Source organism: Variovorax sp. VNK109, from assembly GCF_049445855.1.
GTDB lineage: Bacteria > Pseudomonadota > Gammaproteobacteria > Burkholderiales > Burkholderiaceae_C > JAGOCV01.
On record NZ_JBMSDV010000002.1, the window covers coordinates 68,988 to 94,203 of the forward strand.

26 protein-coding genes, 3 pseudogenes and 1 other annotated feature are annotated in these 25,216 nt (G+C 66.0%); of the genes and pseudogenes, 2 read left to right on the forward strand and 27 right to left on the reverse strand.

Features of this window, described 5'->3' with window-relative positions:
- Window positions 1–304 precede the first annotated feature (304 nt).
- From ACO2Q9_RS07850 to merT, 7 genes and pseudogenes are all read right to left on the reverse strand, one after another.
- Window positions 305–668: pseudogene (locus ACO2Q9_RS07850) on the reverse strand (XF1762 family protein); the annotation flags it as partial.
- A 141-nt stretch (window positions 669–809) separates the two neighbouring features.
- Window positions 810–1,112, reverse strand: a pseudogene (locus ACO2Q9_RS07855) (DUF3085 domain-containing protein); the annotation flags it as partial.
- Between the two features lie 27 nt (window positions 1,113–1,139).
- Window positions 1,140–1,658, reverse strand: a pseudogene (locus ACO2Q9_RS07860) (Tn3 family transposase); the annotation flags it as partial.
- Window positions 1,622–2,137 (reverse strand): Tn3 family transposase, encoded by a 516-nt coding sequence (locus ACO2Q9_RS07865; protein ID WP_003098931.1) that lies wholly within the window; start codon window positions 2,135–2,137, stop codon window positions 1,622–1,624. The gene ACO2Q9_RS07865 and the pseudogene ACO2Q9_RS07860, both read right to left, overlap by 37 nt.
- Window positions 2,138–2,155: 18 nt before the next feature.
- Window positions 2,156–3,844: a mercury(II) reductase gene (gene merA / locus ACO2Q9_RS07870; protein ID WP_034061735.1), complete on the reverse strand. Its 1,689-nt coding sequence runs from the start codon at window positions 3,842–3,844 to the stop codon at window positions 2,156–2,158.
- Between the two features lie 10 nt (window positions 3,845–3,854).
- Complete coding sequence (gene merP, locus ACO2Q9_RS07875; protein ID WP_003116826.1) at window positions 3,855–4,142, reverse strand: mercury resistance system periplasmic binding protein MerP; 288 nt, start codon at window positions 4,140–4,142, stop codon at window positions 3,855–3,857.
- A 12-nt stretch (window positions 4,143–4,154) separates the two neighbouring features.
- Window positions 4,155–4,505: a mercuric ion transporter MerT gene (gene merT, locus ACO2Q9_RS07880; RefSeq protein WP_011804695.1), complete on the reverse strand. Its 351-nt coding sequence runs from the start codon at window positions 4,503–4,505 to the stop codon at window positions 4,155–4,157.
- A 71-nt stretch (window positions 4,506–4,576) separates the two neighbouring features.
- On the opposite strand from merT, the gene merR reads away from it, so the two are divergent.
- Window positions 4,577–4,984, forward strand: a complete 408-nt coding sequence (gene merR, locus ACO2Q9_RS07885; RefSeq protein WP_003098939.1) for an Hg(II)-responsive transcriptional regulator — start codon at window positions 4,577–4,579, stop codon at window positions 4,982–4,984.
- Window positions 4,985–5,245: 261 nt separating this feature from the next.
- On the opposite strand, the gene ACO2Q9_RS07890 is transcribed toward merR, so the two are convergent.
- The 19 genes from ACO2Q9_RS07890 to ACO2Q9_RS07980 form a co-directional block, all read right to left on the reverse strand.
- On the reverse strand, window positions 5,246–6,070 hold the full coding sequence (locus ACO2Q9_RS07890; RefSeq protein ID WP_003098941.1) for a hypothetical protein: 825 nt from the start codon (window positions 6,068–6,070) through the stop codon (window positions 5,246–5,248).
- A 288-nt stretch (window positions 6,071–6,358) separates the two neighbouring features.
- Entirely contained in the window at window positions 6,359–6,637 is a 279-nt protein-coding gene (locus tag ACO2Q9_RS07895) for a hypothetical protein (RefSeq protein WP_003116828.1), read from the reverse strand.
- Between the two features lie 97 nt (window positions 6,638–6,734).
- Window positions 6,735–7,472, reverse strand: a complete 738-nt coding sequence (locus tag ACO2Q9_RS07900; RefSeq protein WP_034022477.1) for a hypothetical protein — start codon at window positions 7,470–7,472, stop codon at window positions 6,735–6,737.
- An 83-nt stretch (window positions 7,473–7,555) separates the two neighbouring features.
- Window positions 7,556–8,242, reverse strand: coding sequence for a hypothetical protein (locus ACO2Q9_RS07905; protein WP_003116830.1), 687 nt, complete (start codon window positions 8,240–8,242; stop codon window positions 7,556–7,558).
- 182 nt (window positions 8,243–8,424) lie between these two features.
- On the reverse strand, window positions 8,425–8,817 hold the full coding sequence (locus ACO2Q9_RS07910; protein WP_003050375.1) for a hypothetical protein: 393 nt from the start codon (window positions 8,815–8,817) through the stop codon (window positions 8,425–8,427).
- 21 nt (window positions 8,818–8,838) lie between these two features.
- On the reverse strand, window positions 8,839–9,060 hold the full coding sequence (locus tag ACO2Q9_RS07915; protein ID WP_003120032.1) for a hypothetical protein: 222 nt from the start codon (window positions 9,058–9,060) through the stop codon (window positions 8,839–8,841).
- A gap of 333 nt (window positions 9,061–9,393) precedes the next feature.
- Window positions 9,394–9,951, reverse strand: a complete 558-nt coding sequence (locus ACO2Q9_RS07920) for a hypothetical protein (protein WP_041652386.1) — start codon at window positions 9,949–9,951, stop codon at window positions 9,394–9,396.
- Between the two features lie 243 nt (window positions 9,952–10,194).
- Entirely contained in the window at window positions 10,195–11,805 is a 1,611-nt protein-coding gene (locus tag ACO2Q9_RS07925) for a DNA cytosine methyltransferase (RefSeq protein ID WP_042992893.1), read from the reverse strand.
- A gap of 531 nt (window positions 11,806–12,336) precedes the next feature.
- Entirely contained in the window at window positions 12,337–14,367 is a 2,031-nt protein-coding gene (locus ACO2Q9_RS07930; RefSeq protein ID WP_042992894.1) for a DNA topoisomerase III, read from the reverse strand.
- A gap of 276 nt (window positions 14,368–14,643) precedes the next feature.
- Complete coding sequence (locus tag ACO2Q9_RS07935; RefSeq protein ID WP_013391788.1) at window positions 14,644–15,096, reverse strand: single-stranded DNA-binding protein; 453 nt, start codon at window positions 15,094–15,096, stop codon at window positions 14,644–14,646.
- A 73-nt stretch (window positions 15,097–15,169) separates the two neighbouring features.
- A complete protein-coding gene (locus tag ACO2Q9_RS07940; RefSeq protein WP_023087321.1) occupies window positions 15,170–15,697 on the reverse strand; it encodes a DUF3158 family protein in 528 nt (175 codons plus the stop codon).
- On the reverse strand, window positions 15,694–16,488 hold the full coding sequence (locus ACO2Q9_RS07945) for a PFL_4669 family integrating conjugative element protein (protein WP_023087322.1): 795 nt from the start codon (window positions 16,486–16,488) through the stop codon (window positions 15,694–15,696). The genes ACO2Q9_RS07940 and ACO2Q9_RS07945 overlap by 4 nt, the downstream gene beginning before the upstream one ends.
- Before the next feature lie 429 nt (window positions 16,489–16,917).
- Entirely contained in the window at window positions 16,918–18,150 is a 1,233-nt protein-coding gene (locus ACO2Q9_RS07950) for an STY4528 family pathogenicity island replication protein (protein WP_023087323.1), read from the reverse strand.
- Window positions 18,151–18,153: 3 nt separating this feature from the next.
- Window positions 18,154–18,714, reverse strand: a complete 561-nt coding sequence (locus tag ACO2Q9_RS07955) for a DUF2857 domain-containing protein (RefSeq protein ID WP_023087324.1) — start codon at window positions 18,712–18,714, stop codon at window positions 18,154–18,156.
- Window positions 18,715–18,728: 14 nt separating this feature from the next.
- Window positions 18,729–20,408 carry a ParB family protein gene (locus ACO2Q9_RS07960; RefSeq protein WP_042992895.1) on the reverse strand — a complete coding sequence of 560 codons (1,680 nt, stop codon included), beginning with the start codon at window positions 20,406–20,408 and terminating at the stop codon, window positions 18,729–18,731.
- The gene (locus ACO2Q9_RS07965; RefSeq protein WP_042992896.1) at window positions 20,401–20,670 is read right to left on the reverse strand and encodes a hypothetical protein; all 270 of its coding nucleotides are present in this window, start codon (window positions 20,668–20,670) and stop codon (window positions 20,401–20,403) included. Before ACO2Q9_RS07965 ends, ACO2Q9_RS07960 begins: the two co-directional genes overlap by 8 nt.
- On the reverse strand, window positions 20,654–21,529 hold the full coding sequence (locus tag ACO2Q9_RS07970; protein WP_042992897.1) for a ParA family protein: 876 nt from the start codon (window positions 21,527–21,529) through the stop codon (window positions 20,654–20,656). Before ACO2Q9_RS07970 ends, ACO2Q9_RS07965 begins: the two co-directional genes overlap by 17 nt.
- A 42-nt stretch (window positions 21,530–21,571) precedes the next feature.
- Complete coding sequence (locus tag ACO2Q9_RS07975) at window positions 21,572–21,784, reverse strand: AlpA family transcriptional regulator (RefSeq protein WP_042992898.1); 213 nt, start codon at window positions 21,782–21,784, stop codon at window positions 21,572–21,574.
- Between the two features lie 118 nt (window positions 21,785–21,902).
- Entirely contained in the window at window positions 21,903–22,649 is a 747-nt protein-coding gene (locus ACO2Q9_RS07980; protein ID WP_003120040.1) for a hypothetical protein, read from the reverse strand.
- Between the two features lie 450 nt (window positions 22,650–23,099).
- Between ACO2Q9_RS07980 and ACO2Q9_RS07985 the strand changes: the two genes are divergently transcribed.
- Window positions 23,100–23,600 (forward strand): DUF305 domain-containing protein, encoded by a 501-nt coding sequence (locus ACO2Q9_RS07985; RefSeq protein WP_003098996.1) that lies wholly within the window; start codon window positions 23,100–23,102, stop codon window positions 23,598–23,600.
- 245 nt (window positions 23,601–23,845) lie between these two features.
- Here ACO2Q9_RS07985 and ACO2Q9_RS07990 read toward each other — a convergent pair.
- Window positions 23,846–25,071 (reverse strand): IS3 family transposase gene (locus ACO2Q9_RS07990; RefSeq protein WP_109842673.1). Its coding sequence is split into 2 segments (ribosomal slippage): window positions 23,846–24,786 and window positions 24,786–25,071, totalling 1,227 coding nucleotides; the frame shifts between segments, so codons are not numbered across the junction.
- Window positions 24,677–24,793: a sequence feature (AL1L pseudoknot), on the reverse strand. (Overlaps the previous gene by 117 nt.)
- Window positions 25,072–25,216: the final 145 nt, after the last annotated feature.

Here is a 25,216-nt window from a genome sequence, read left to right on the forward strand (position 1 = left end):
CCGCCACCAGAGGCTGGTGGCCGCTCGCGGAAGGATGCGGTGCGAGCTGGCTCGGTCACGCAGTGGGAACTGCGCCGCAACCTCGAAGACCGATGGTTGCCTGGCATGTCGCTGACGACGTCAGCAGGCATGGGGCCAGCATGGCGGGGCCTCGCGCGCGCGGCAGCAATCAATCGGCACCCGGGCGCTTCCCTTTGTCCGCGCCACCCGGCGCCTGTCACAGGCACTTGGCGCCGCGCAGGTGCTCGGGGGTATCGGCGCGCGGACGGCCGGGACGGCTCCAGGCGCCGCCACCGCGCGCGCCGATCAGCCGCCAGCCGGCGGCGCGCAGGCTGGCGCCACCTTCGTCGGGCATGGTGTAGGTGAGCAGGCGTATGTAGCCCAGCGCCCTTGCCGCCTGCCAGGCCGCGCCGTAGAGCTTGCTGCAGGCGCTGGGTGTGCCGTCGGTGCACAGCCGCGTGACTTCCAGCGTCCAGGTGCCGCGCGACCGGGCGGCCGACAATGGCCACGCCGTGGATCAGGTCGCTGTCGCTCAGCGTGACGGCCAGGGCGAACTTCGCGCCCTGGACCGGGCGGTGGTGGCGATGGTGCGACAGAACGAATGCATTGGCCGTGCGCAGCGACACCGGTAGGAGGTGCAGCCTCGGCGAGGTCGATGGCGTGTTCATGCGGTTGTCTCCGGTGGCATGCCGGCGTTGTGGCCGGCGGGGCGTGCCTCGGCGGCTGGAGACAAACGCGCACGCGCGGCGATGGCGGCGGTGCGAACAAAAGAAGGCCCCCGATGCGGGGGCTGCGAGGCGGTTGCCGCGTCAGGCGGGAGGCACCACTGCTAAGGACAGGTGCGTGGCGGTGGCGGAAAGCACGAGATCGTCCGCCGAGTGCTGGAGGCGCGTGAACAGGCCGTCCTTCGGGTCGAAATACTCCGCGAAGTCATCGCCGCCCAGCTCGCGGCCGGCGAGGTGCCACCAGTCATCGAACGGGTCGGTGTCCGGGTTGCATCCGACGGCGTAGGCGAGCAGTGCCTGGCGCCCATCCGGGCGACGCTCCCCACGCTCGGCGAGGAAGTACACGCCCTGATCCTTGACCAGGACAATGCGGCACTGATTGGGGACGTCTCAGAAAACGGAAAAAATCGTACGCTAAGCCGGTTGCAGCGGTCGTAGCGGCCTGAACTTGCCCGCGCCGATCTTGGCGCTGCTGCGCCAGAGGTAATCGCCGGTCAGGTTGATGTGCTCCCAGCCCAGCGGCGACAGGTACTGCAACAGGGCGTCATCGACAGTCTGGCCGTGACCGCGTAAGGCGTTTGAGGCCCGTTCCAGATAGACCGTGTTCCACAACACTATGGCCGCCGTCACCAGGTTGAGGCCGCTGGCCCGGTAGCGCTGCTGCTCGAAACTGCGGTCGCGGATTTCGCCCAGCCGGTTGAAGAACACGGCGCGGGCTAGCGCGTTGCGGGCTTCGCCCTTGTTCAGTCCGGCATGCACGCGGCGGCGCAGCTCGACGCTTTGCAGCCAGTCCAGGATGAACAGCGTTCGCTCGATGCGGCCCAGCTCGCGCAGCGCCACGGCCAGGCCGTTCTGGCGCGGGTAGCTGCCGAGTTTCCTGAGCATCAGCGAGGCCGTCACCGTGCCCTGCTTGATCGAGGTGGCCAGCCGCACCTTGGCGTTGATCGCCTTGCCGGACGCCTGGAACTGCTGCTGATGCTTGTGCTTGGCAGCGTTGAACAGCTTGCCCAGGATGCGGTCGTGCAGGTCGATGATTTCGTCGGTGACGGTGGCCATGCCCTCGATGGCGAGCGCACCAGGGTCGCGTAGCGGCGCTGTGCCTCGAACTTGGCCAGATCGGCGGGCGTCATCTGGCCGCCTTCGCGGGCGATCTTGAGCAGGCGGTTCTGGTGCACCGACCGCTCGATGCCGGAAGGCAGGTCGAGCGCCTGCCAGGCTTTGAGGCGCTCGATGTGTTCGAGTATGTGGCGCGAGTTCGGCTTGACGGGCGACTGGCGCAGCCAGGCCAGCCAGGTCGTCTTGCCGTTGTCGTGGCGCTTGAGCAGATCGTCGAGGCGGTGCCGGTGGGTGGCCGACAGGGGATCGGACAAGGCCGCGTAGATGCGGCGGTTGGCGCGGCTGTAGGCGTTCATCGAACACCTCCCTTTTCCTCATCCGGCGCAACAGGACAGTTGCTTCACGTCCTTGTTGAAGGTCTGCGCCGCGAGCTTCAGTCCCTCGACCATGGTCAGGTAGGGGAACAACTGGTCGGCCAGCTCCTGCACGGTCATCCGGTGGCGGATCGCCAGCGCGGCCGTCTGGATCAGTTCGCCCGCTTCCGGCGCGACCGCCTGTACGCCGATCAGCCGCCCTGAGCCAGCTTCCGCCACCAGCTTGATGAAGCCGCGCGTGTCGAAGTTGGCGAGCGCCCTCGGCACGTTGTCGAGCGTCAGCAGCCGGCTGTCGGTCTCGATGCCGTCGTGGTGCGCTTCCGCCTCGCTGTAGCCCACGGTCGCCACCTGCGGATCGGTGAACACCACCGCCGGCATCGCCGTCAGGTCCAGCGCCGCGTCGCCGCCGGTCATGTTGATCGCGGCGCGCGTGCCGGCCGCCGCCGCCACATAGACGAACTGCGGCTGGTCGGTGCAGTCGCCGGCAGCAAAGATGTGCGGTGCGCTCGTGCGCATGGCGCGGTCGATGACGATGGCTCCCTGCGCATTGACTTCGACGCCTGCCGCTTCAAGGTTCAGGCTGCGCGTGTTCGGCGCGCGACCGGTGGCGACCAGCAGCTTGTCGGCGCGCACTTCCCCCTGCCCGGTGGCGAGCACGAATTCCCCGCCCGCATAGGCAACGTGGCTCGCCTGGGTGTGGTCCAGCACCTCGATGCCCTCGGCGCGGAAGGCGTCTGTTACGGCTTCCCCGATGGCCGGGTCTTCTCGGAAGAACAGCGTGCTGCGCGCCAGGATCGTGACCTGGCTGCCCAGCCGGGCGAAGGCTTGCGCCAACTCGACCGCCACCACGGAGGAACCAATCACGGCCAGCCGCTCGGGGAGCGAGCTGCTTTCTAGCGCCTCGGTGGAGGTCCAGTGGGGTGTGTCCGCAAGGCCCGGGATTGGCGGAAGCGCCGGGCTCGCGCCGGTGGCAATCAGGCAGCGGTCGAAGTTCACCTCGTGCGTGCCGCCGTCAGCGGTCGCCACGGTCAGCGTGCGCGTGTCCCTGAACCGGGCCTCGCCGCGCAGCACGGTGATGGCCGGAGTGCTTGCCAGGATGCCTTCGTACTTGGCATGGCGCAGCTCCTCGACGCGGCCTTGTTGCTGGGCCAGCAGCCGCTCGCGCAGTACAGCGGGCGCTGCGGCCGGCAGGCCAGCATCGAACGGGCTTTCGCGGCGCAGGTGGACGATGTGCGCGGCGCGGATCATGATCTTGGACGGCACGCAGCCGACATTGACGCAGGTGCCGCCGATGGTGCCGCGCTCGATCAGCGTGACGCGGGCGCCTTGCTCCACGGCCTTCAAGGCAGCCGCCATCGCCGCGCCGCCGCTGCCTATCACAGCCACGTGCAGCGCTTGTTCACCGCCAACATGCTTCGTTTCGCCACCGAGCCAGCCCAGCGCCTTGTCTAGCAGGCCGGCAGGCTTGTTCGGCGTGTCGGTAAGCCGTGCGCGATAGCCGAGCGTGGCCACTGCGGCAACCAGCGGGGCCACGCTCACGCCTGCATCCGCCTCGATTTCGGCCTGCCGCTGCGGATAGGACACCGAGGCCGCGCGCACGCCGGGCACGTTCGTCAAAGCCTGCTGGACGTGCTCGGCGCACGACGTGCAGGTCATGCCTTCGATGTGGAGGGTGATCGCCTCGGCCATGATTACGCCCTCACTGCTTGACGCTGGACGGGTAACCCGCGTTTGCGGTGGCCTTGGTCAAGGCGTCGGCATTGGTCTTGGCCTCGTCGAAGGTGACGACGGCCTCCCGCTTCTCGAAGCTGACTTCGGCCTTCTCGACGCCGGCGACCTTGGACAGAGCCGTCTTGACCGTGATCGGGCACGCGGCGCAGGTCATGCCGGGCACCGACAGGGTGACGGTCTTGGTGGCAGCCCAGGCGGGCGCGCTTAGAGCGGCGGCCAGGGCGATGAGGGTGGTGAGGGTGGTGAGTTTCTTCATGGTGATCTCCTTTCAGTAGAACAGCGGCAGGACGTAGGGAAACGCGAGGGCAACCAGAACCAGGGCGGCCACGATCCAGAAGATCACCTTGTAGGCAGTCCGCACTTGGGGCACGGCGCAAACGTCGCCGGGCTTGCAGGCATGGGCTGGTCGGAAGATGCTGCGCCAGGCGAAGAACAGCGCGATGAGCGCTGCGCCGATGAAGATCGGCCGATACGGCTCCAGCACGGTCAGGTTGCCGATCCACGCGCCAGAGAAGCCGAGCGCGACCAGGACAAGGGGGCCGAGGCAGCAGGCCGAGGCGAGGACGGCCGCGACGCCGCCGGTCGCCAGTGCGCCGCGGCCGTTCTTGGGTTCCGACATAAGGTTCTCCTTCCGGGACTTCGCTTGATGCTGTAACGTTACTTCCGTAGTCAACTACGGAGTCAAGCGCCATGGAGAACGCTCAAGAGAATCTGACCATCGGGGCCTTCGCCAAGGCAGCCCGGGTCAACGTGGAGACGATCCGCTTCTATCAGCTCAAGGGCTTGCTACCCCAGCCGGAGCGGCCCTACGGTCGCATCCGCCGCTACGGGCAGGCGGACGTGGCGCGGGTGAAGTTCGTGAAGTCAGCCCAGCGCCTGGGATTCAGCCTGGATGAAGTCGGCCAGCTCCTGAAACTGGAGGACGGCACCCATTGCAGCGAGGCGGCCGAACTGGCTGCTCACCGGCTGGCCGATGTGCGCGCACGCATGGCGGACCTCACGCGGATGGAAGAGGCCCTGTCGACGCTAGTGAGAGAGTGCAACGCGCACCATGGCAATGTTTCCTGCCCGTTGATCGCAGCTTTGCATTGCTGCTAAAGGGCCCACTTCGGCTCTTAGCGTACGATTTTTTTCCGTTTTCTGAGACGACCCCTGATTGGCGATGGCTTCGGTCAGCACGGGGCGCAGGTCAGCGCCTTTGAATCGCAGTGACATGGATGAAATCTCCTGTGTGGAAGAATGAGAAAGGCCTCCATCCGATGGGATGAAGGGCCTGTAGTGCACGCGGCCGGAACGGCTGGAACGCCGTGGCGGATGCCTCGGGTCAGCCGCAGGACCGCCCGGTTTCGCTGCGGGGCGTCATGCCGGGACGGCCTGGCGCTTGCGGGCCGCTTTCGCGTCGAGGATGCTCACGTCGATCTGGCGCCAGCGCCCGTCGTCGATGAGCCTCTCCAGCACTTCGCCGAGCATGTCGAAATACACCTCGTCGTGCCGATCGACCAGTTCGACCGATTCACCGTTCTGACGGTGCAGTTCCACCACGTAGGTGTCTCCGCCGCGGTCGTAGAGGATCGTCACCCGGCCCTCGAACTTCGCGGTCGAGACCGTGAAGCTGATCGCCGGCGGGGTCTCGATGATCTTGGAGGGCGTGGGATCGACCCAGGTGAAGTCGCGGGCACCGGCATCCACCAGCATGTGGGTGATGCGCCGGAAGCGATCGGGGGCCGGCATCTCCTCCAACTGCTCGATGAGCTGGCCCAACTCCATGCACTGCGGCGTGGGAATGGGCAGCTTGGCCGGCGCCGAGCCGAGGATGTGCCTCGTGATGGTGTACGGCGTGCCGTCCGAAGTCTCCTCGGTGATGACCTCCGGCGTGTCCGCGCGCAGTCCGTCGAAGCGACGACGGGCATAGGGTTGGACATGCACCTTGGCGCCTTCGGCAGGAACCGTGGTCACCAGGCTGGGATCGAGCACCGCGAACTCGGAAGGCTTGAGCTTGACGACGATGGCATCGTCGGTCGCGGCGACCACCTTGCCGTCGAAGGGTTGGGGGTCGATGGCGAAGCCCAGCGTTGAGGACAGCGGCTGATCATCGAACACGCGGTACTTGAACGACCGCACGTTGCGGGGCACATGGCCTGCGACCAGCGAAGGCATCATGGATTTGATGAGGGAACGATCCATGGGGAAACTCCTTGAGGAAAAACAAGGGATTCCCCGCCCGCAAGGGAGAGGTCCCTTGTGGGTGGCGTGGATGGACGCGGTAGGTCCGTAGGAAGAAACGACCAGCACGGTTTCCCGCGCTTGCAGCCTCGAAGGTCTCGACTGCCTGGGCATGTGCCGGCAACGCCGACGAACATGGGGCAAGCATGGCCCTGGGGCGGTCTGCCTGCCCGCAGGAAACGGCACCGCACCACAACCGTTTTCCTGTGCTGCGGGCAAGAAAAAGCCCCTCGAAAGGGGCTGGAGGAATCAGGCTTGGTACACGAAGTAGTGCTCGCGCTGACGCGGAAAGAACACGTGTTTCCACGTGTCGCCGCTTGTGTTGCCACCGTCGAAGACGACCATTTCGTAGTCGTCCACGTCGGTGTCCACCAGGTCGGCGCTGGCGATATGGCGCATGTGCAGCGTGCCGCTCATGCGCTCGAATACCAGGATCTGGCCGATGGCATCTTCCTGGCTCATGGCGTTGACGCAGGCTCCGAGTTGGTGCTCGAAGTCGGATGCGGGTGTGATGAGGTCGGGGAACATGGGATCGCTCCTGTGAAAGTGCGCCGGCCCGGCTCTCTGGCGGGAGACCGGGCCGGCATGCGGTGAGGACAAGGAAGGCCGGGGATGTGTGTGGCAGCTATTCGCCGGCCAGCGATAGGCCCGGCAACACGGGTGCGTCGGCATCGAGGATGAGGATGCGCACGTCGGCCTGGCCGGCCAGTTCAAGGATCTGTGCCAGCTCGTCCGGCATGCCCTTGCTGCGGTGCTCCTGCCGAAGCTGCTCGGCGGCGATCCCCTCGACGTCCTGCAGGTGCTGGTCCGTCCAGGGCGTGGAGATCAGCTTGACGCCGATCGCCGGGCTGTAGGGAATCCGGAACGCGATGAACAAAAAGGCCTCCGGCGTCGCGAGGTCAGCCAGGTTGGCCAGGTACTGGCCGGTTTCGCGGCTGATGTGCGCGCTGTTGATTTCCCAGCACCGGCTGTAGTAGCCGGTCTCGAAGCTCAACCGCTGCACGACTTCCCGTGCGGCCTCGGCCGAATAGGTGTCGCCAATGTGGACGGGGCGGCCGTCGAAGTCGTCGCCGTGGATCGCGTACACCACGGCACCCACCATGCCTTCGCCGCTGCCCCCTTCAGCCGCGTCGCATTCGGCGATCAGTGCGGCGCCGACAGGTTCGGTGCCAGTCCTGACCACCGCGAAGTCGCTGGTGATGATGCAAGGAGAAGAAACCAGCGCCGCGTCGCAGAGGTGCTGCTGGCTCGGGTGGATGTTTCGCCAGACATGCGGGCTTCCGTCCTCGTAGCTGATGGACAGCGTGCGGACGATTTTCAGATTCCAGTAGCCGCGTAGAAAGGGATTGGGATTCTGGGACATGGGATTTCTCCAACAGAATAATGATGGAGCAAATCCCCGCCACCGGGAATTGACCCCGGTGGGTGGAAAGAAAGGAAACAGCGTCAGGTGACGCTGATCGTTGGCGTTTGGGCCAATCGCTCGGCGACGCGCCGGCGCAAATTCATGCGGAATGGCTCGTCGCTGACGCCCGCCAGCAGATTGATGGTCTCCAGCGCGATCAGGGCCGAAGCCTCTTCGATGTCGGCGGCCACAATGGTCTTGCGCAATTGGTCGCCGAGCTGGAGGGCCTGGGAGGAGGAGCTGATGAAGCGGACCTCGCGGCTCAGGTAGCAGCCGTTGCCGCCGAACTCGAACAGCCGCGGCTTGCTGCAGTACCAGCAGCCCTCGAACTGGATGGCGGTCAGGTGGTGCCCGTCATCGAACCGGGTGGCGATCAGAAACAATGCGTCGAGATCGGCGGTGTCCTCGAACGAATGACGGTCGATCAAGTTCCCCAGCTCTTCGTCCTCATCGGCACGGAAGTGCACGGCGAGCAGTTCGAGCAGCGGCGGGATCGACAGCCCTTCGTCGTCCGGCATCGGAATACCGAGTTGCGTGGCCAGGTCTTCCAGGCCATCGAGCACGTCCGGCCATTGCGGATTGGTGGTCTCGGCGATCTGGGCGATGTAGGCCTGCCCGTTGCCGGGGTGGCTCTCGTCCAGCGCGAAGGCGCCGAACAGCGCCTGGATGACGGGCGTCACACGGTCGAGCACGAGAACGCCGGTGGCTTCGTAGTAGTTGTTGGCCATGAAGGCTCCTTTCGATGAATGAACGGAGCCAGCCCTTGCGGACGATGGCATCCGCAGGGGAAACCGCCTGATGCCGGATGGCGCTGGGCGGGGAGAAAACGCGAGGGACATGGCCTCGAACGAGGCGCATGTCCCTCATGGGGTCCCGTGAACGCAGTGATGAAGGTGTGCCAGGGACCGGCTCACCAACCGCTGTAGTTCAGCAGCAGGTCGGCGATCACCTGGCGACGTGGCAGATCGAGGCCGTCGAAGTCCGACAACCCGTTGAAGTGGCAGCGCTTGAGCATGGCACCGCCCTCGCGCGCGTTGTAGAAGCTGACCATCGCGGACAGGAACATGCGTTCCCCGCTGCTCAGGACGCCGAGGGCGTCGTTGAGCCTCAGCATGTCGGGACGCAGATCCCACTTGCTCTTGGCCTGGTTCAGACCTTCACGGGTGCCATCGCCAAACCATTGCGGGCCGGCGATTTCGACACCACGCTTCCAGGCCTCAAAAAAGGCTTGGGGCGCAGCGCTGAAATGCCGTTCTTCCCGAACGATCTGATCGACGACTTCCTGCGGCAGTAGCTGGTTCATGACGTGATTCCTCCAGTTGGATCAGGGAATGGCGAGCTGGGACCAGCCGCCTCTTTCGAGGGCACGTTGAGCCGCAGCATGGCTGCGGAAGTACTCACGAGATTCCCGCGAAACGGGACCTTCGGTATCGCGCGTGCCGATGTAGTGGCCGGCGGCGCTGTGCAGGACTTCGAGCGGCAGGAACTTGCCGCAGTAGGTCAAGGCCAATTGACCGAATCGGCCGAAAGAGGCTTGCTGGGACATGGATGGGCTCCTTGGAAAAGCGGGGCCCTGTCCCTCACGGGATGGCAGCTCCCGCACGCGGTTGAAAAAAAAGCATCAGCGTCTTGGGAACGCGCGTCCGCGCAATGGATGCGATGCGGACTGGTGGGTTGCGCGGAGAGAACCCCGCGGCAGCCTGAAACCCTGGCTGCTGGCATGTGCTGACGAATCAGCGGACATGCGGACAGCTTCGTGAGGGTGCCGCGCCACGTCAGTTGGAAATCGGCATCTGGTCCAGCCCCGATTGATGTGCGCAGGACAAAGAAAAGCCCCGCAACGAGTGCGGGGCGGTCATGACGGTGCGGTGAGGCTGGATCAGCGGGGCTTGTCACCCAGGACATGCTGCTTCCAGATGGCGAATGCCTCGTCCGCTGGCAGCTCGGCCAGGATGATGATGGGCTGGTCCTGTCGGCTGCGCAGCTTTGCGAAATACGCCGCGCGGTCGGCAATGGCCTTGAGCTTGATGCCCTTGAGGAACAGCAGCCGGCCGTCCTTGATGAACAGCACCTTGTTGCCGATGTCGCGGTTGAACGCGGTGCGCAGCTTGCGCTCCGCATGCATGGCATCGGCCAACTGGTCCACGAGGAAGTCGAGCGTCATGTCGATGAGAAGCGGCTCGTCGTCCTCGCGTTCGACGTCGAGCGATGCCGGCGGCAGGCTCTTGGCGAATTCCTCGGCCTGGGCCAGCAGCGCGGCCTGGCCTTGCAGCGGGCGCACGAACGTCGAGCCGCCGTGTCCGTCATTGCGGGCTTCGGCGATGGGCCTGCCGTCGAACATGACGGTGGCGGTGAAGCACAGCGTTTCCTCGCTCGCGAAATCCGCGACCTTGAGGTTCTTGAGCGTGATGCGGTCTTGTCGGGTGATGGTGTCCATAGGAAGTCCTGTTATCGACCGGGTTGACGACACGCCCCTGACGGGACGCGGCATACATCCCGTGGGTTGGAGGAAGGTGGCATCGATGCCCGGTGGGCAGCGTTCGCCGGAGAGATGCCGGGGCGAACTGGCGGGTGGCGTGGGAGGAACCCACGGCAGCCTTGACACCCTGGCTGCTGGCTGTTGCCGATGCGTCGGCAATGCAGGAGGGAGGATCACGCGGCCCGCCGGCCGCGTCGTGCATCAATCCGAAGCGCTCGATCCCGTCTTGTGCGGGCACTGCAACAGCCGCTGGCCCAGCCACGCGACACACGGCACGGCCATGGAGTTGCCGATCGCCTTGTAGCGGGGCGCGTCGGCGGCGGGCTTGCCGCGGTACGGCACCAGCGTGTAGTCGTCGGGCATGCCTTGCAGCCGCTCGCACTCCACAGGCATCAGCCGACGTACCCGCCACTGCGACCAGTCGCCCGGGCCGGGGTCGTTCCAGTCGTAGCGGAAATGTGCCTCGAAGTCCGGTGCCAGCACATGGGGCTTGTCGGCACCGCCGCTGCTGGTGCGCAGCGCGGTCGAGACGCCATCGCCCAGTTCAGCGGCCAGGCCTTCGGTGCGACCGCGCAGCGCCACGCCGATCACCATCGGCCGGCCCTGGCCCGGCTTGCCGCCACCCGTGGAGAGCGTCCCGGCAAGCTGGCCGTGGCCGGATTCCAGCCGCAGCTCGCCGCGCGAGTTCTGCGCGAACGCGATGGCCGGCACGACGCCGGCATTCGCGTGGCTGAGGCGATGCCCGCCCGCGCGCAGCGTCGGTGCCCAGGCCATCGTTGCATCGGCTCCGCAGCCCTGGGCGGTGAAGGCGATGATCGGCACACCCTTGCCGGTGCCGTCCTCGCTGCAGCCCTTGCCGCCGTTGGCGGTGCTGAGCGTGTGGCTGATGCTGCCCGCGATGGACTGCGCCACGAAGGTCTCGACCTCGAAGTCGTTCTTCGGGCCAGGTGCCGCGGTCAGGCAGGCCGCGACGTCAATGGGGCCTGCGGTGTTGCCCCCGCCGAATCCGAACGTCACCGTGGCCTTGCCGTAGGGCTGCTTCAGTCCTGCATATCCCGAGTACCCGCCTGCTGCCGCAGCGCCCGATCCAGCAGCGCCGGCAGCGTCTTGCCACGGCACGAAGCCCGGCGAAGAATCCCCGCGCACGCCGTCGCGCTCAAAAAGTACCTCGGCGGGATCGACGCCACCTCCACCACTTGCCACAAGAAACACGCGACGGCGCCGTTGGGCGACGCCGAAATATTGAGCATCGAGCACGCGCCAGGCGATGCGGCGCCGGGGTCCAGACACACAACCTGCGTGCGCCCATTTTTGCCCTGGCGGTTCGAGCGCACGGCTTTCTCCAGCCAGTGCTCCCAGGAAGTGCCCGAAGGCGTTGCTGCGGTCGCTGAGGACGCCGGGGACGCTTTCCCAGACGAGCGTTGCCGCCGGGCGGCGGTCTTGGTGGCGGGTTTGGTCGATGGCATTTGCAAGCTCCACATAGGCAAGGGTCAAGGCACCACGTGGGTCGTTCAGCCCCTGGCGCGCGCCGGCCACGCTGAACGACTGGCACGGCGTGCCGCCGACCAGGATGTCGGGCGCTGGCACGGTGCCGGCGCGGACCTGGCGGGCGATCGCGGTCATGTCGCCCAGGTTAGGCACGCGGGGGTAACGGTGGGCGAGCACGGCGCTCGGGAACGGCTCGATCTCGGCGAACCACGCGGCTTCGAGGTCGAGCGGTTGCCAGGCGAGGCTCACGGCCTCGATGCCGCTGCAGACGCTGCCGTAGAGCAGCGGCGTGTTGCGCGGCGGTGCGCAAAGATTCGGGTGCATGTCGGTCTCCTGTTCGTATGGCGCAGGGCCATCGCCCTGGCCGGGGCGTTGAAAGGCAGGAGAAAGGCGCCGAAGGCCCCAGGGGCCTTCGGCTCGGGAGGAAAGAAGAACCACCCGTGGGCTGATTGGCAGGCCCGGTCGTCGCTAGAACCGTCTGCTCATCAAGCAATCACACCCGGCCCATGTCGTGGCTGGGGCCGGCATCGTCTGGCGCACATCCGCGCACAAAGGGCGCCCGTTTTTGCGCCGGCGGGCACCGGCACCGAATACCGCTGACCGCGAAGGGTCTCCGGATGGCTCGCACAGGCAAGCCATCGGGGGACCCTTCGCAGCGGCGGAAGGAATGCAGACGAGGAGAACGCGCGGGGTGCGGTTCGCGGAGAAGCCACCTTCAGGTCCCGCGGCCGGGGACGGCCGGACGGGACGCGCACACGGAGCAAGAAGGCGTTGCGCGCTGGGGCGTCCCGCAGGGCATGCGGGACACGGGCCACGCCGCCGATGGCGGGCATGGCTCACGGGGAACGGGGGCGGTCAGGCGCCTTTGCAGCCACCGCCACTGGTACGGCGTGGACGCGAGGCACCACGCCTGGACGTGCCGGTTGCCACCGGCAGCGTGCCTTTGCAGGCGGGGTAGCGACTGCACGACCAGAACGGGCCGCTCTTGCCGGTGCGCTGGCGCGTGGGTGCGCCGCACTGCGGACAAGCCGGTCCTTGGGGAACCTTGATGGACAGGGACGTGCTGCCGTACTGCGCGATCAACTGCGAAATCCATGCAGCCTGCTTGCCGATGAACACATCCAGGGTGAGTTGTCCGGCCTCGATCATGTCCAGCGCCTGTTCCCAGACGGCGGTGGTGCCGGGGTCGGCAATCGCCGCGGGCACGGCGTCTATCAGCGTGAGCGCCGCATCCGATGCGCGGATGGAGCGTCCCTTCTTCACGATGTAGCCGCGGGCGATCAGCCCGCTGATGATGTTGGCCCGCGTCGCCTCGGTGCCGATGCCCGTCGTGTCCTTGAGCTTCTGCTTCAGGCGCGGGTCGGTCACGAAACGCGCAACGCCCTTCATCGCCTTGACCAGTTCGCCCTGGGTATAGGGCTTGGGCGGCATCGTCTTGAGGGCCTTGATGTCGGCCCCGGCGACCTGACATGCCATCCCGTCGCGCAATGCGGGCAGCACCTGGCTGCGCGGGGCATCGCCGTCCTCGTCGGCGCTGCCTTCACGTTCTGGCTCGGCCAGCACCAGGCGCCAGCCCTTGACGAAGACCTGCTTGCCCGTGGCCACCAGCTTCTGCTGGCCGCAGGAGAGGTCCGCCACGGTGCGGTCGAACTCGTGGTGCGGGAGGAACTGGGCCAGGTAATGCGCCCGGATCAGCCGGTACACCGCCTGCTCCTTCTCGCTCATGGCGGAGAGGTTCGCGGGTTCGAGCGTCGGGATGATGCCGTGGTGCGCCGTCACCTTGCTGTCGTTCCAGGCGCGCGAGCGCTGGGTGCGGTCGAGCTGGCCCATGATCGGGGCCAGCGTGGGATCGGTCTTTAGCAGGCTGTCCAGGACCGTGGGCACCTCGGCGAACATGCTTTCGGGGAGGTAGCCCGAATCCGAGCGCGGGTACGTCGTGGCCTTGTGCGTCTCGTACAGGGCCTGGGCAATTTCCAGTGTCTCCTGCACGTCCAGCCCAAGCTGCTTGGAACAGACTTCCTGCAAGGTGCCCAGGTCGAACAGCAGCGGCGGGCCTTCGCGCACGCGCTCGGTTTCGACCGACACCACCTGGGCACTGCCCGCGGCGCGGATCTGCTGCGCGGCCTGCTGTGCGATGGGCTGCTGCAGGCAGCGGCCGGCGTCGTCGGCGCTGGCATCGGGTGCCACCCACTGCGCGGTGAACGTCTGACCGCCTGCGGACAAGGACACGTCGATGGCCCAGTACGGCACGGACACGAAGGCCGCGATCTCTCGGTCACGGTCCACCACGAGTTTGAGCGTCGGGGTCTGTACACGCCCGACCGACAGCACGCCGTCGTAGCCGGCTTGCCGCCCGAGCACGGTGAACAGCCGGCTGAGGTTCATGCCCACAAGCCAGTCGGCGCGCGAGCGCGCCAGCGCCGAGTAATACATCGGCAGTGTCTCGGCCGAGGGCCGCAGCTTGGCGAGCGCGGTGCGGATGGACGCATCGTTGAGCGCCGACAGCCACAGGCGTTCGATGGGACCGCGGTAGCCGCACAGGTCGATGATCTCGCGGGCGATCAGCTCGCCCTCGCGGTCGGCGTCGGTGGCAATGACAAGGTGGGTCGCCTTCGCCAGAAGCGCCTTGACGACCTTGAACTGCGTGGCGGTCTTCGGCTTGACCTCGACCCGCCACTGCTGGGGAATGATGGGCAACTGCTCCAGCGACCAGCGCTTGAGCGCCGCGTCATAGACCTCGGGTGCTGCTGCTTCGACGAGATGGCCGATGCACCAGGTGACCGTGACGCCGGAGCCATTGAGGCAGCCTTCACCGCGCTGGGTGGCGCCGAGAATCCGGCCGATGTCTTTGCCCTGGGAGGGCTTCTCGCACAGAAACAGCCGCATGTCCGTCCATCCGCTTCCCGTTGTTCATGGAGTTGCCGGGATCGAGGATGCCGAGCGCCTGCGGAAGCAGCAGCAAACAAGCCGCATGCGGTGGCGACCGCTTTCACGAGATGGGATGGCTGCGGCGGGGATGGCGTGCAGCCGGTGGTGTGCTGGCCGGGAGCCGCGATGTTCGGGAGCGCGTGGAAGCCGGTGGACGTCGGTGGAGCTATCCCCAGGGGATAGCTCGCGAGGACATGGGGGGCGGCGAAGAGCCGCGGCCGCCCCCATGCTGGGTCACTTCCTGCTCTTGGTCTCCTTCGGCGCAGCCGGTTCCTGGGCGGGCTGGGGCTTGGGCTGCGCGTCCTGCGCGGTCTCCTGCGGTTTGGGGCTGAGGACGACGGACTCGATGCGGAACGGCAGGATGCCGACGCTGCGCGCGTTGATCTGCCAGGTCTCGCGCGGCTGCTCCTCGTTGTCGGTCCAGGGTTCGCGCTCCATGCGGCCGACGACCAGCACGCGCATGCCCTTCTGGTAGAGGTCCTTCCAATGCGCGGCGTCGCGGTGCCAGATTTCCACCGGCGCCCAGAAGCCGCCGCGATCCTCATAGTCGCCGCCCTTGGTGGGAACGGGGTTGTCGAAATAGACGTTCAGCCGCAGCAAGCGCCGCGGTTCGTCGTTGCCGTTGGGGAACTCCCGGTACTCGGGGGGCGAGCCGATGTTGCCTTCGCCGGAAAAATGCGTGCTCATGGTGTGATCTCCGTGGTGGTTGAAATACCCGCGCCTCACTGCCGCCGGGCGCGTGCTGGGGTGCCCGACGCGATCACCGATCGCGCACTGCGGGGGGGATGGACGCGAGCCGGCGCAGGTAGGCGTCTTCCGCCTCGGCGGCCTTGCTGGCGCACTCCTGGGCCTGCCTGCCCAGGGTGTGCAACAGGCTGATCTGCATGTTCAGCGTGATGCGCTGCAGCTCGATCGCGTGCAGGTCGGCCAGCAGGTTGACCGGCGTGCTGGTGCTCGCCATCAGCTCCTGCCACAGGGCCACGCCCATGGCCGAGCGGTCGTGCCTGCGCCAGCGCAGGAACGTCGTTCCCGCGCCAGTGGTCTGCTGGGCCAGTTCCACGGGCAGCAGGTGGAAGGGATGCCCACTGGCCTGTTGCAGCACTTGTCGCTGCGCCAGGCCGATCAACTCGTCGCGCATGGCGAAGCACTGGCTGGCCCAGGCCTCCAAGTCCCCTTTACCTTTAAAAGGCTTTAAAAGGCCTTTTAGAGAGGCCGCGTGCTCCAGGCGCATGAAGGCTCCCTGTTGCAGGCCCCGGAAGTAGCGGGTCGGCTGGTACAGATCGCTCATGCGGATTCGTCCTCGCCGGCAGTGGCTGCGCCTTCGGACGGGTCGGCAGCAGCGGCCGCATCACCATCGGCGCTGGTAGCGGCTGCGGCAGGACTCTCACCGCGCTGTTGTAGACCACGGCGCACGATGGGTGGCGCAAACTTCGAGCGGTGCGTGCCTTCGAGGACGTCCTGCGGCAACTCGCCGAACTTCTCCAGCGCGGCCCGCGCTGCGGCATTCTTCGCCGCGAAGTCGTCGCGCGTGCAGCCCGAGTAGCGGTACTGCTGGGCCAGCGAGAACAGGCTGCGCAGCGCGTGCGCGCCCTCGTTGAGCCAGCGCTCCAAAGTGCTGCGGTCGATCAGCGCGGTGTGGTGGGCGAGGATCAGCTTGCGCGCGATGTCGTCGTAGTCGGCCAGGAGATAGACGGCGGCAAAGCCCAACTGCGCATTGACGAACAGCGGCAGCTTGACGGGCTGCACGTTGAGATTCTCGCCCAGGGTCAACGCGGCGGGCACGCCGGCCAGGGCCTGGTCCACCTGTTCGCGCAGCGTCTGCAGCGTGGTCTTGGTCTGGTCGAGCTTGTCTTCAATGCGCAGCATCCACCAGTCGCTGTACGGGTCGTCCTGCTCCGAGCCGCGCTTCATCTTGTTCATGACGGCGATGTAGCCGTTCAGGCCGACGATGCCAGGTCGCCCCTCAGCGGCGGCGCGGCCATGCCAGATGCGCGAGGCGTGGTGGGTGTGCAGCGTCAGCGACATCGCGCTGCGCAGGGAGCCGAGGTTGAGTTGCAATGGTTCGTTGCTGGTTGCCATGGTGATCGCTCGCTGGTGGACAGGGAGCCGCCAGCATCCGCATGCGGCGGAAGGCAGTCAGTCAACAAACCGAAATGAGCCGGCCCCGGTTCTGTGCGCGCTGGCGGTGCAGCGCGCAACGGTCCCCTGGGGACCGCTCCGCAGATAGGCACTTACGTCGGCGTTCCCGTCCTCGGTTGTTGACGGTATGCGTGCTGCACCGCACGTCGCGCTGCCGTTCGACACGATCCTTCGCCGCGCAGCCGTCCCCAGGGGACCGTTCCGTTGAGCGCCATGGAGGTCTGCTTCATGGCCTTGCCAAGGCGCTTTGCCCAGGTTTCGCGCAGCGGGTCGCGCCGTCGCCCGGCGCTTCACCGCACAGCCGTCCCCTGGGGACCGTTCTGTTGACCGCCATAGACGTCTACTTCACGGCTTTGCCAAGCCCTGCGCTCAGGTCTTGCGCAGCAGGTCGCGCAGGCGCTCGATGTGCTGCCGGGCCACCTCGGGCGGCACGACGTTGCGCGGCGGCTCGGATGGTGGCGCTCGCGTCGCCGATGGTGTTGGCGGTGCCGGGCCGGTCTGCTTGGCCCAGGCATTGAACTCGCCGCGCATGGCGCGCTGGATGATGCCGAACAGATATCCGGCGGGGTTGCGGATGCCATGCTTGCCGCACCGTGCGGCCCATTCGTCCAGCACGGCCTGCCGCAGGGCAGCGTCCACTTGCTGCAACGCCATCCTGACGCCGGCCTGCTGTTCCGCTTTCAGATCCGTGAAGCGTTTGGGCCATTGCAGGTCGCCCAGCGCGCGCGCCTGCGCGGTAGTACGTACTTCATCAATACGACTACTACGTACTGTACGGTCCTGCTTCGGATTCCGAAGAGCGCCGTCTGGCGCGGGTTTCGGCCCTGCTTCGGATTCCGAAGAGGGGCGTTCGCCATTCCGAAGAAGGCTTGTGAGCCCTTCTTCGGAATCGTGGATCGCATCCTCCTGTGGATAACTTTCGGAGGCGGTGATGCCCTGGTCGGCCAGGCGCTCGGCGAGCACTTGCAGCCGCGACGGCAAGGTGCGTCCGGACAACATCGGGTCGTCCGCGATCTCCTGGAGGGTATTGAGTCCCACCACCTGAACGGCCTTGGCCGAATGCCCCAGCGACTGGCTGACCAGGGCCAGGTAGTCGGCGTCGAGTTGCATGGCCTCGAACGGTGTCAGGGGTTCGTCGTGCAGGACGTAGAGGTTGCCGAGGATGCGGCCGGTCTTGGGGTCGCGCCGTCGCCGCACGAGGCTCAGCCAGCGCGTCAGGCGCAGCAGCGTCAGCGCCCGCGCGACGGTCTCGTGGGAGGCTTGTCCCGCGCAGGGCATGGACGCCAGCCAGGGGCGCAACTGCTCATAGGTCGGGAACGCCGTGACGCCGTCGTCGTTGAGCATCAGCCGGAACACCTGCCAGGCGTTGCGCTCCAGCGGTGTCAGGCGGCGGTCGAGGAACAGCCGCCGCGGCACGCTCTCATGCCGATTGCCACTGAACAGGAAGGCGTCGCCGGACGCCGCAGGCGTGGGCACTGCCATGGGCGCTGGCGCGCTGGGATTTGGCTTGGGCGTGAGGTCCTTCAGCGCAGCGTCGAACAGGTCGGCGAGGGCGATGGGGCCAGGGCGCTGGGCTCGTGGGGCGGTGTCGTCCACGGCCATGGCCTAGCCCAATCCCTGATCGACCCAGTTCCTGATCGCGGCCCAGACCACCGAGAGCGGCAGTGACATGCCCTCGGCCAGGTCCATGGCCGCATCGAGAACTGAGGTCTCGTCCTCCAGATCGACGTTCCTGCTGCTGGTCATGGCTTTCCATTGCCGCCACAGTTCGGTGTCCTGAGTCTCGTCCAGGACGGGGTGGCGCCCCTTGCGCTTGGGCAGGCCGAGGATCTCCCGCCTCAAGGCGACTTCCTGATGGGTCAGGCCATAGAAGCGGCTGACCATCTCCGTGCTGCCCCCCAACCGCAGCATGCGATCGACCGTGGCGATTTCCTTCTCCACGTCCTGTGCCTGGTTGAGCAGGCGCTGCAGCACTTCGCGGTTGACCGTGACCGAGCACCACGAGACGCTGGCGTTGGCCAGCACGCTGATCAGCGCGGGATGCTTGAGCGCATCCAGCTCGGCCTCGCCGAAGCCCATGGCCTTGCAGCGGCGCAGCTGGCCGTTGCGAAGGTCATACAGCGCCTGGGCAATCACGGCCTGGTTGAGCGGATGCGATGTGGACATGCGGCCTCCCTCGCTCACGTCCCGGGCGCCGAGGAGCCGGCTTCCAGGTCCAGCAGACGCCGCGCCAGACGGAGCAGCCGAAATAGCTTGACCAAAGCCGTGTCGCTCAAGCGGCTTGCGCCGCTGCCATGGCCTTGGCTCTGGCCATGCAACAGGGTCGGCAGGTCGGTGGCAAGCTGCGCGCCGTCCACGCCCGCTTCGGCGACGGGCTGACCCGTCAGGGAAGCGAGCAGCGTCAGCACCGCGCGGCCGAGCGGCGACGGGGCTTGGCCGTGGGCGCGGCACGCAAACCCGATGCCGTCGGCGCGGTCCTCGATGCACTCGTCCAGGCCAGCCTCGCCGGCAATTTCACGCGCGAACTGCGCGATGTGGATGCGCAGCCGATCGGGCGTGTCCAGGCCGGCGTCGATGTACCAGACGTCGGAGATCGGATAGAGCCCGCCGGCTTGCACCGGGATGGACTGCAGCACGCTCGCCGAGAAGTCGGGCGGCAGCGCATCGCCCAACTGGTCGGCGACCATGCGCTGGATCGACTGCAGCCGCTCGGTCGTCGGTGCCGGCGAGACGATGTGCTCGCGAAGCAGATCGCCCGGTGCGGCCGCCTGGCTTCCCGTGGCCGCTGCGCCAGCCGCCGTGTCGTCGTGGCGCAAAGTGGGCTCGGACACCGCTGGGCTGGCGGGTGATGGACTGGCCGCTGGTGCAGGCGTGGCAATGGACGATGCTGCGCCCGGGGGAGTCGGCGTGCTGGCGGTGGGCGAAGGCAACGCCGGCGGCGCCGCAGGTGGCGTCGGATCGCTGACCAGCGCCCGGTGGCGGCTTTCCGATTCGGTCAGATCCAGCGCCAACACGTCGTAGCCGACGCCCAGCAGCTCGGACATCTGGCCGATCAGCTCGTCCTGCACGCGCTGCGGCGCGAACTCGTCGCCCTGCGTGTCGAACTGCGCCAGCACCTCCTGAAAGAAGCTGTCAAAGTCCAGCGGCAGCGTGCGGTCCTTGGCATAGTGCTCCCAGGTGCGCTTGCAGGCCGTGCGCATGACCGACAGCCGCTCGACCTGGTGGCGCCCCAGGCCGCCATAGAGCACAGTGGGAATGGCGGGCAGCAGGTAGCGCACCGCGTCGGCCATGCGGGTGATGTGTGACCGCTGGACGGGAAACCCATCGGCCGCCAGGCGGCGGGCCAGCTCTGACTGGCTCAGGGCGGCGCCGCTCTCCTGCTCGTAGAACTCGCGTGCTTTCTCGACGCCGAGCGCGCGCTCGATGAATGTGAGGCCGCCGCGCAGTTCGTTCTCGGCAAGATGCCCGGTCAGCGCGACGATTTCACCGCGCTCCGGCCATGGCCGGAACAGACACGATATGCGGAAGAAGCGTTCTTCCTTGGTCTCCGACCAGAGTTCGCGCAGGATCGCCAGCCGCGTGTTGCCGCCGTTGCGGATGATGTAGTGGTCCTCGCCGGGCCGGCGCGTGATGGTCGGCGCCGCGTCCAGGCCGCGCTCGCGGATGGACGCCTTGATTTCCTCGTAGGCGGGGTTGCGCTTCATGCGCGGGTCATGGTCGTAGGGCCGCAACTGGTCCAGCGTCACGACCATGGGTGTGTCGGCGATCGGATCGGTCAAGGCCGTAGCCGCTGGGCCACTGCGCTCGAAGCCGGCCGCGAGCAGCTTGCCGGCCATGTCCTGCGAGGTCATGTCAGCCATGGCCGTACCCCTCGCAGTCCCCGCGACCGCCGACCGGCGCCAAGCGGGCTTCTCGCTCGGCGCGGCGGATCTGGGCACGGGCGTTCAATTCGGCCCGGTGGTCGCTCGCGGTCGAGCTGGTGTAGATTGCCGCGCAGCCGGCCTTGGTGAACTTGAGGTGCCCGCCCGGCGTGCGCTTGACGTGCCAGCCTTCACCGACCGCGAACTCGATCAGGGCGCGCAGCCGCTTATGCCCGCGGGCCAGCTCATGTGCGTTCGCCATGGGGCCTCCCAGGATCAAGAGGTCGCTGCGGGCGGCCGGATACTTGAGCCAGTCGGTCCTGCCATTGTGGGAGCAACTCGCTCGCGAGTGCGCGCATCGTATCGAGCGCGGCCGGGGCGACTCTGCCGGCCGGCTGGCGGTTTTCGACCCGATGCACCGGCAGGCCGCGCGTTGCGGCGCGCGGATAGGCTTCGATGGCCGGTACGTCCGTGGTCAGCACGCGGATGCCGGCATGGTTTTGAAAGAGGTCGCGCAGAGCCTGCTGGATCAGCCGTGCATTGGCGGACACCGGATGGACGCGGTTGATGAGCAGATGCAGCGGCGGCGGCTCGATGCCCAGGTGCCGGTACGGCGCAATGTCTTCGAGCAACTGCATGGTGCCGCGCCGCAGCTCGCGGGCCGCGAGGATTTCCGGCGTGACGGGCGACAGCGCAAGGTTGGAAGCGAGCACCGCCATTTCCAGCAACACCGAGCGCGCGCCCTGGGTGTCGATCAGCACCAGGTCGTAGAGGGGAACAAGCACCGGCAACAGATGCCGCAGCCGCAGGCGCCCGTCCGGCGCGTGCAGCAGCAAGGTGTTCAGCTCGCCCCGATGGTCGTTGGACAGCACCAGGTCCAGGCCCGCGACGACCGTGCGGGACACGAGCTGGCCGAGGTCGCGCTCGTTGAAGGCCAACAGCTCATAGATGCCGCCGGGTGCGCGATGCGCCAACTCGTAATAGGAGGACAAGGTGGGTTGCACGTCGAGATCGAGCAGCAGCACGCGCAGGCCCGCGTCCGCGGCGAGCCCGCCCAGGTTGGCGGCCGTCGTGGTCTTGCCGACGCCGCCCTTCGTTGAAATGATGGATACGACCTGCATGGCGCTCTCCGGCTGGGAATGGGAAGTCCGCGGGAGAGCGGGTCAGGTCCGGTGGTTGAGGCGCTCGGCGATCCACTGGTCGATTTCGATCGAATCCCAGCCGACAGCGCGCACGCCCAGGCGCAGCGCCTGGGGGAACTCGCGCTTCTTCATCAGGTTGTAGATGTGGGCACGTTTGAAGCCGGACTTGGCTTCGACTTCATCGAGCCGCAGGATGCGGCGCTCGATCGGCGGGAGTACAGGGGTCTGCGACATGGCGGTCACTCCTGAACGCTCGGTGGCGTTTGTTGGCGTGACCTCTATTCAATAGACCTGGCTGCGGAAAGACATTGCAAATGCAATCTCCGCGATTGCACATACAAGCTGGATAACCTCATGCGCTTGCGCTACGGACGTACCTCTTAGCGTTGGCGAACTTTCCGTTTAAGGTGCGCTCAGTGATGCCCATGGTGCCGCCGTAGTGGGCGACCAATGCAGAGACAAGGGCCTCCTGCGTTTTGAAGCTGGAATAGGGCACGCCTGAAGGCGACTGGCTCAGCATCAGCGTCAACATCCCACCAATGATGTTGAGATAGGTCGTTTCCGCCCGTTCGCTGATCTCGCATTGCTTGGATGCCAACAGCACCGAGGATTGCTTGAGTAGCGTGTCGTGCTGCTCCTGCAGTTCTCGCATCTCACGTCGGGCTTGTTCAAGCGCGGCCTGAAGGGCCAGCCGCTCCACGAGGATCGCCTGTCCTGTTTCCATGGTGATGAAAGGATGCGCCATGCGTTCGCCACGGCTGAACAGAAATCCTGGCCGGTGCTCGGGGTAGTGGGTGCGCATCCAGCGTTTCAGATCGACATGGCGAACAGTCAGATCTAGAGAATTGAGCAGCTTCGGATCATTGAGCGTGATCCCGTTCTTGCCGTAGGGCAGCTCTCCGTTGAGGATGCCGTCATAGATACGTTCCGAGTGCAGCCGGCACTCATTCCATCGAGGGCAGTTCAGCGACCGAGGCAGGACACGCGGTGACGCGATCGTGGCCAGGATCATCGGCAGATACCGCAGCAACCCAGCCCATCGGATGGCCGCCTCGATGGGACGATAGAACACCTTTGATGTTGAAATGTCCTTGTGCATGTCTTCGTCTCCTTTCGGGTGCGCTACATCACCGGCTCCTTTCTTGCCCAAGGGCTGTTGTGTCGTTATGGCCTGCGACGGACGCTTGAGGCGATGCCCTAAGCGAAGGCGGAGGAGGCCATTGGCGTCCGCCGCAGGTGGCCTTGTCTTGCTTGATATGCAAGAATCGATCAGTTGCCGGCCCATCGAGCGATGAGGACGCAAGCTCGATATTGGCGCTCACGGTACCAGCGTCATAGGTGGCGCAAAGCCCATCAAGACCGATTTGGTATGGTCTGATATCCAGACGGTTCAAGACCCGCGAGTTGAAGCGTTCGACGCCCCTACGTCCAGTTGGGGACTGGAAATCAGCGGTTAGTGATGCATCGCTCCACATGCTGATATATCGACAAAGTATCTGCCGCAGTACCAGTGACCCTGCCAGGTTGCCCCAGCAAATAGGAGACGGAGATGGCTGAACATTCCCATGAACATCAACATCACACATCCGGTCAGATGGGTAAGCACGGCCGACCATACGCCAAGTTCTGGGTGAACATGGTGTTGGGACTCGTCGTCATGTACTTCGTAATGTTCAGCATGATCGACGGCGCTAGGGACTTCAGAAACAATCTCAACATGCTCTACATGGCGGTCACTATGTGGGCGCCAATGGGCATCTTCATGCTAGCGACAATGCCCGGCATGTTTCCAAACCGGCGGCTCAATCTCGTGCTGTACGGCTTGTTTGCCGTTCTCACACTCGGTTCTTTTGCCGCTACCCGTGCTCAAACCGGAATCGGCGATCGACAGTTCATCGCGTCTATGGTCCCGCACCATTCGGGAGCTATCCTCATGTGCCGCGAGGCGCAGCTCTCAGATCCGGAACTCGTCAACCTATGCCAAGCGATTTCCGATGGCCAGCGCGCGGAGATCGAGCAGATGAACCGGATTGCTGCACGCCTTCGTTGAGGCTGGCTGCCACTACACTGGCGCCGCGTTGCGCTCCGGCGAAGTTAGCCGCAGCGATGTAAAGATGAGTACTTGCGGTGTTCCGATGCCGGCGGTCGTGTCCTACAGCCGTCCAGGTGCCAGGCAGTCCACGCGACACCACCCCGCGCTGCCTGCGGAGCGAGCGCAAGTCATGATCGTCGCAAGTTGGAGTTCGATAGCGAACCTGAACCGCCCCGGGTTTCCCGGAGACTCCTTGGGTTGAGTCACGCCGACATGACGGACTCGTTGGGTTGCGAATAGTAGTTGGCTTCGGCTTCGGCCGGCGGGATATTACCGATCGGTTCAAGCAATCGGCGGTTGTTGAACCAGTCGACCCAATGGAGCGTGGCCCACTCGACTTCGTCGCGCGTGCGCCAGGATGACTTCCGATGGATCACCTCGGCCTTGTAGAGGCCGTTGATGGTCTCGGCCAGTGCGTTGTCGAACGAGTCGCCCACGCTGCCCACAGAGGGCTCCAGGCCCGCCTCGGCCAGCCGCTCGGTGTATCGGATCGACACGTACTGGACGCCTCGGTCGCTGTGGTGGATCAGGCGATCCGGGCCGACCGGCTTCCTCGCGTACAACGCCTGCTCGAGCGCGTCGAGCACGAAGTCCGTCTGCATCGAGCAGGAGGCCTTCCAGCCCACGATGCGACGGGCGAACACGTCGATGACGAAAGCGACGTAGACCCATCCTTGCCAAGTCGAGACGTACGTGAAGTCGCTGACCCACAGCGCGTTCGGCCGATCGGCCTTGAATTGCCGCTTCACGTGATCGAGCGGGCACGGCGCCTTCGGATCGCTCACCGTCGTGCGCACGGCCTTGCCTCGAACAACGCCCCTCAGCCCAAGCCGCTTCATCAGCCGCTGCACGGTACAGCGCGCAACGTCGACTCGCTCGCGCCGCAGCTGCCGCCAGACCTTGCGTACCCCGTAGACCTGGTAGTTGTCGTCCCACACGCGCTGCACCTCGGGTATCAGTATCTCGTCGGTCTTCACCCGCTGCGATCGCAGCTCCGGATCGGCCTGCCTGGCCGCATGCGCGTAGTACGTCGACGGGGCGATCTGCAGCACCTTGCAGATCGGCTCGACCCCGTGAACGTCTCGCTGCTCATCGACGAATCGCTTCATCGTTTGAAGGGGCGGTCGAGCTCCGCCTGGGCAAAATACGCCGACGCCTTGCGTAGGATCTCGTTGGCCTGGCGCAGCTCGCGCACCTCGCGTTCGAGCGCCCTGATGCGCTCCTTCTCGGCCGTCGTTACGCCGTCACGCTTGCCCGTGTCGCGCTCGTGCTGGCGAAGCCAGCCTCGCAGCGTCTCGGCCGTGCAGCCAACCTTGGCCGCCACCGACACGATCGCCGCCCACTGCGACTCGTACTCGTCTTGGTGCTCCAGCACCATCTTCACCGACCGTTCCCGGACTTCCGGGGAGAACTTGCTTGCTCTGCTCATAGCTCCATCTTCTCAAGGAATGGAGCCTCCAGATTTTCGGGGCGGTTCAAACCCGCTGAGCAGCTCGACGCATCAGGCGTAACGACGGGTGGATGGACCATCCTTGGACGCTGGTGGAAGTGGTTGGATGAACTTTGTTGCCGAG

Excerpts from the sequence above, each read along its gene's own strand:
- ACO2Q9_RS07905 (WP_003116830.1), bottom strand. The coding sequence starts at position 8,242 with ATGGCCAACAACTACTACGAAGCCACCGGCGTTCTCGTGCTCGACCGT.
- ACO2Q9_RS07900 (WP_034022477.1), bottom strand. The coding sequence starts at position 7,472 with ATGTCCCAGAATCCCAATCCCTTTCTACGCGGCTACTGGAATCTGAAA.
- ACO2Q9_RS07945 (WP_023087322.1), bottom strand. The coding sequence starts at position 16,488 with ATGGCAACCAGCAACGAACCATTGCAACTCAACCTCGGCTCCCTGCGC.
- ACO2Q9_RS07965 (WP_042992896.1), bottom strand. The coding sequence starts at position 20,670 with ATGGCGAACGCACATGAGCTGGCCCGCGGGCATAAGCGGCTGCGCGCC.
- ACO2Q9_RS07970 (WP_042992897.1), bottom strand. The coding sequence starts at position 21,529 with ATGCAGGTCGTATCCATCATTTCAACGAAGGGCGGCGTCGGCAAGACC.
- merP (WP_003116826.1), bottom strand. The coding sequence starts at position 4,142 with ATGAAGAAACTCACCACCCTCACCACCCTCATCGCCCTGGCCGCCGCT.
- ACO2Q9_RS07960 (WP_042992895.1), bottom strand. The coding sequence starts at position 20,408 with ATGGCTGACATGACCTCGCAGGACATGGCCGGCAAGCTGCTCGCGGCC.
- ACO2Q9_RS07935 (WP_013391788.1), bottom strand. The coding sequence starts at position 15,096 with ATGAGCACGCATTTTTCCGGCGAAGGCAACATCGGCTCGCCCCCCGAG.
- ACO2Q9_RS07865 (WP_003098931.1), bottom strand. The coding sequence starts at position 2,137 with ATGAACGCCTACAGCCGCGCCAACCGCCGCATCTACGCGGCCTTGTCC.
- merR (WP_003098939.1), top strand. The coding sequence starts at position 4,577 with ATGGAGAACGCTCAAGAGAATCTGACCATCGGGGCCTTCGCCAAGGCA.
- ACO2Q9_RS07980 (WP_003120040.1), bottom strand. The coding sequence starts at position 22,649 with ATGCACAAGGACATTTCAACATCAAAGGTGTTCTATCGTCCCATCGAG.
- ACO2Q9_RS07975 (WP_042992898.1), bottom strand. The coding sequence starts at position 21,784 with ATGTCGCAGACCCCTGTACTCCCGCCGATCGAGCGCCGCATCCTGCGG.
- merT (WP_011804695.1), bottom strand. The coding sequence starts at position 4,505 with ATGTCGGAACCCAAGAACGGCCGCGGCGCACTGGCGACCGGCGGCGTC.
- ACO2Q9_RS07950 (WP_023087323.1), bottom strand. The coding sequence starts at position 18,150 with ATGGCCGTGGACGACACCGCCCCACGAGCCCAGCGCCCTGGCCCCATC.
- ACO2Q9_RS07920 (WP_041652386.1), bottom strand. The coding sequence starts at position 9,951 with ATGGACACCATCACCCGACAAGACCGCATCACGCTCAAGAACCTCAAG.
- ACO2Q9_RS07895 (WP_003116828.1), bottom strand. The coding sequence starts at position 6,637 with ATGTTCCCCGACCTCATCACACCCGCATCCGACTTCGAGCACCAACTC.
- ACO2Q9_RS07940 (WP_023087321.1), bottom strand. The coding sequence starts at position 15,697 with ATGAGCGATCTGTACCAGCCGACCCGCTACTTCCGGGGCCTGCAACAG.
- ACO2Q9_RS07955 (WP_023087324.1), bottom strand. The coding sequence starts at position 18,714 with ATGTCCACATCGCATCCGCTCAACCAGGCCGTGATTGCCCAGGCGCTG.
- ACO2Q9_RS07930 (WP_042992894.1), bottom strand. The coding sequence starts at position 14,367 with ATGCGGCTGTTTCTGTGCGAGAAGCCCTCCCAGGGCAAAGACATCGGC.
- ACO2Q9_RS07890 (WP_003098941.1), bottom strand. The coding sequence starts at position 6,070 with ATGGATCGTTCCCTCATCAAATCCATGATGCCTTCGCTGGTCGCAGGC.
- ACO2Q9_RS07910 (WP_003050375.1), bottom strand. The coding sequence starts at position 8,817 with ATGAACCAGCTACTGCCGCAGGAAGTCGTCGATCAGATCGTTCGGGAA.
- ACO2Q9_RS07925 (WP_042992893.1), bottom strand. The coding sequence starts at position 11,805 with ATGCACCCGAATCTTTGCGCACCGCCGCGCAACACGCCGCTGCTCTAC.
- ACO2Q9_RS07985 (WP_003098996.1), top strand. The coding sequence starts at position 23,100 with ATGGCTGAACATTCCCATGAACATCAACATCACACATCCGGTCAGATG.
- ACO2Q9_RS07915 (WP_003120032.1), bottom strand. The coding sequence starts at position 9,060 with ATGTCCCAGCAAGCCTCTTTCGGCCGATTCGGTCAATTGGCCTTGACC.
- merA (WP_034061735.1), bottom strand. The coding sequence starts at position 3,844 with ATGGCCGAGGCGATCACCCTCCACATCGAAGGCATGACCTGCACGTCG.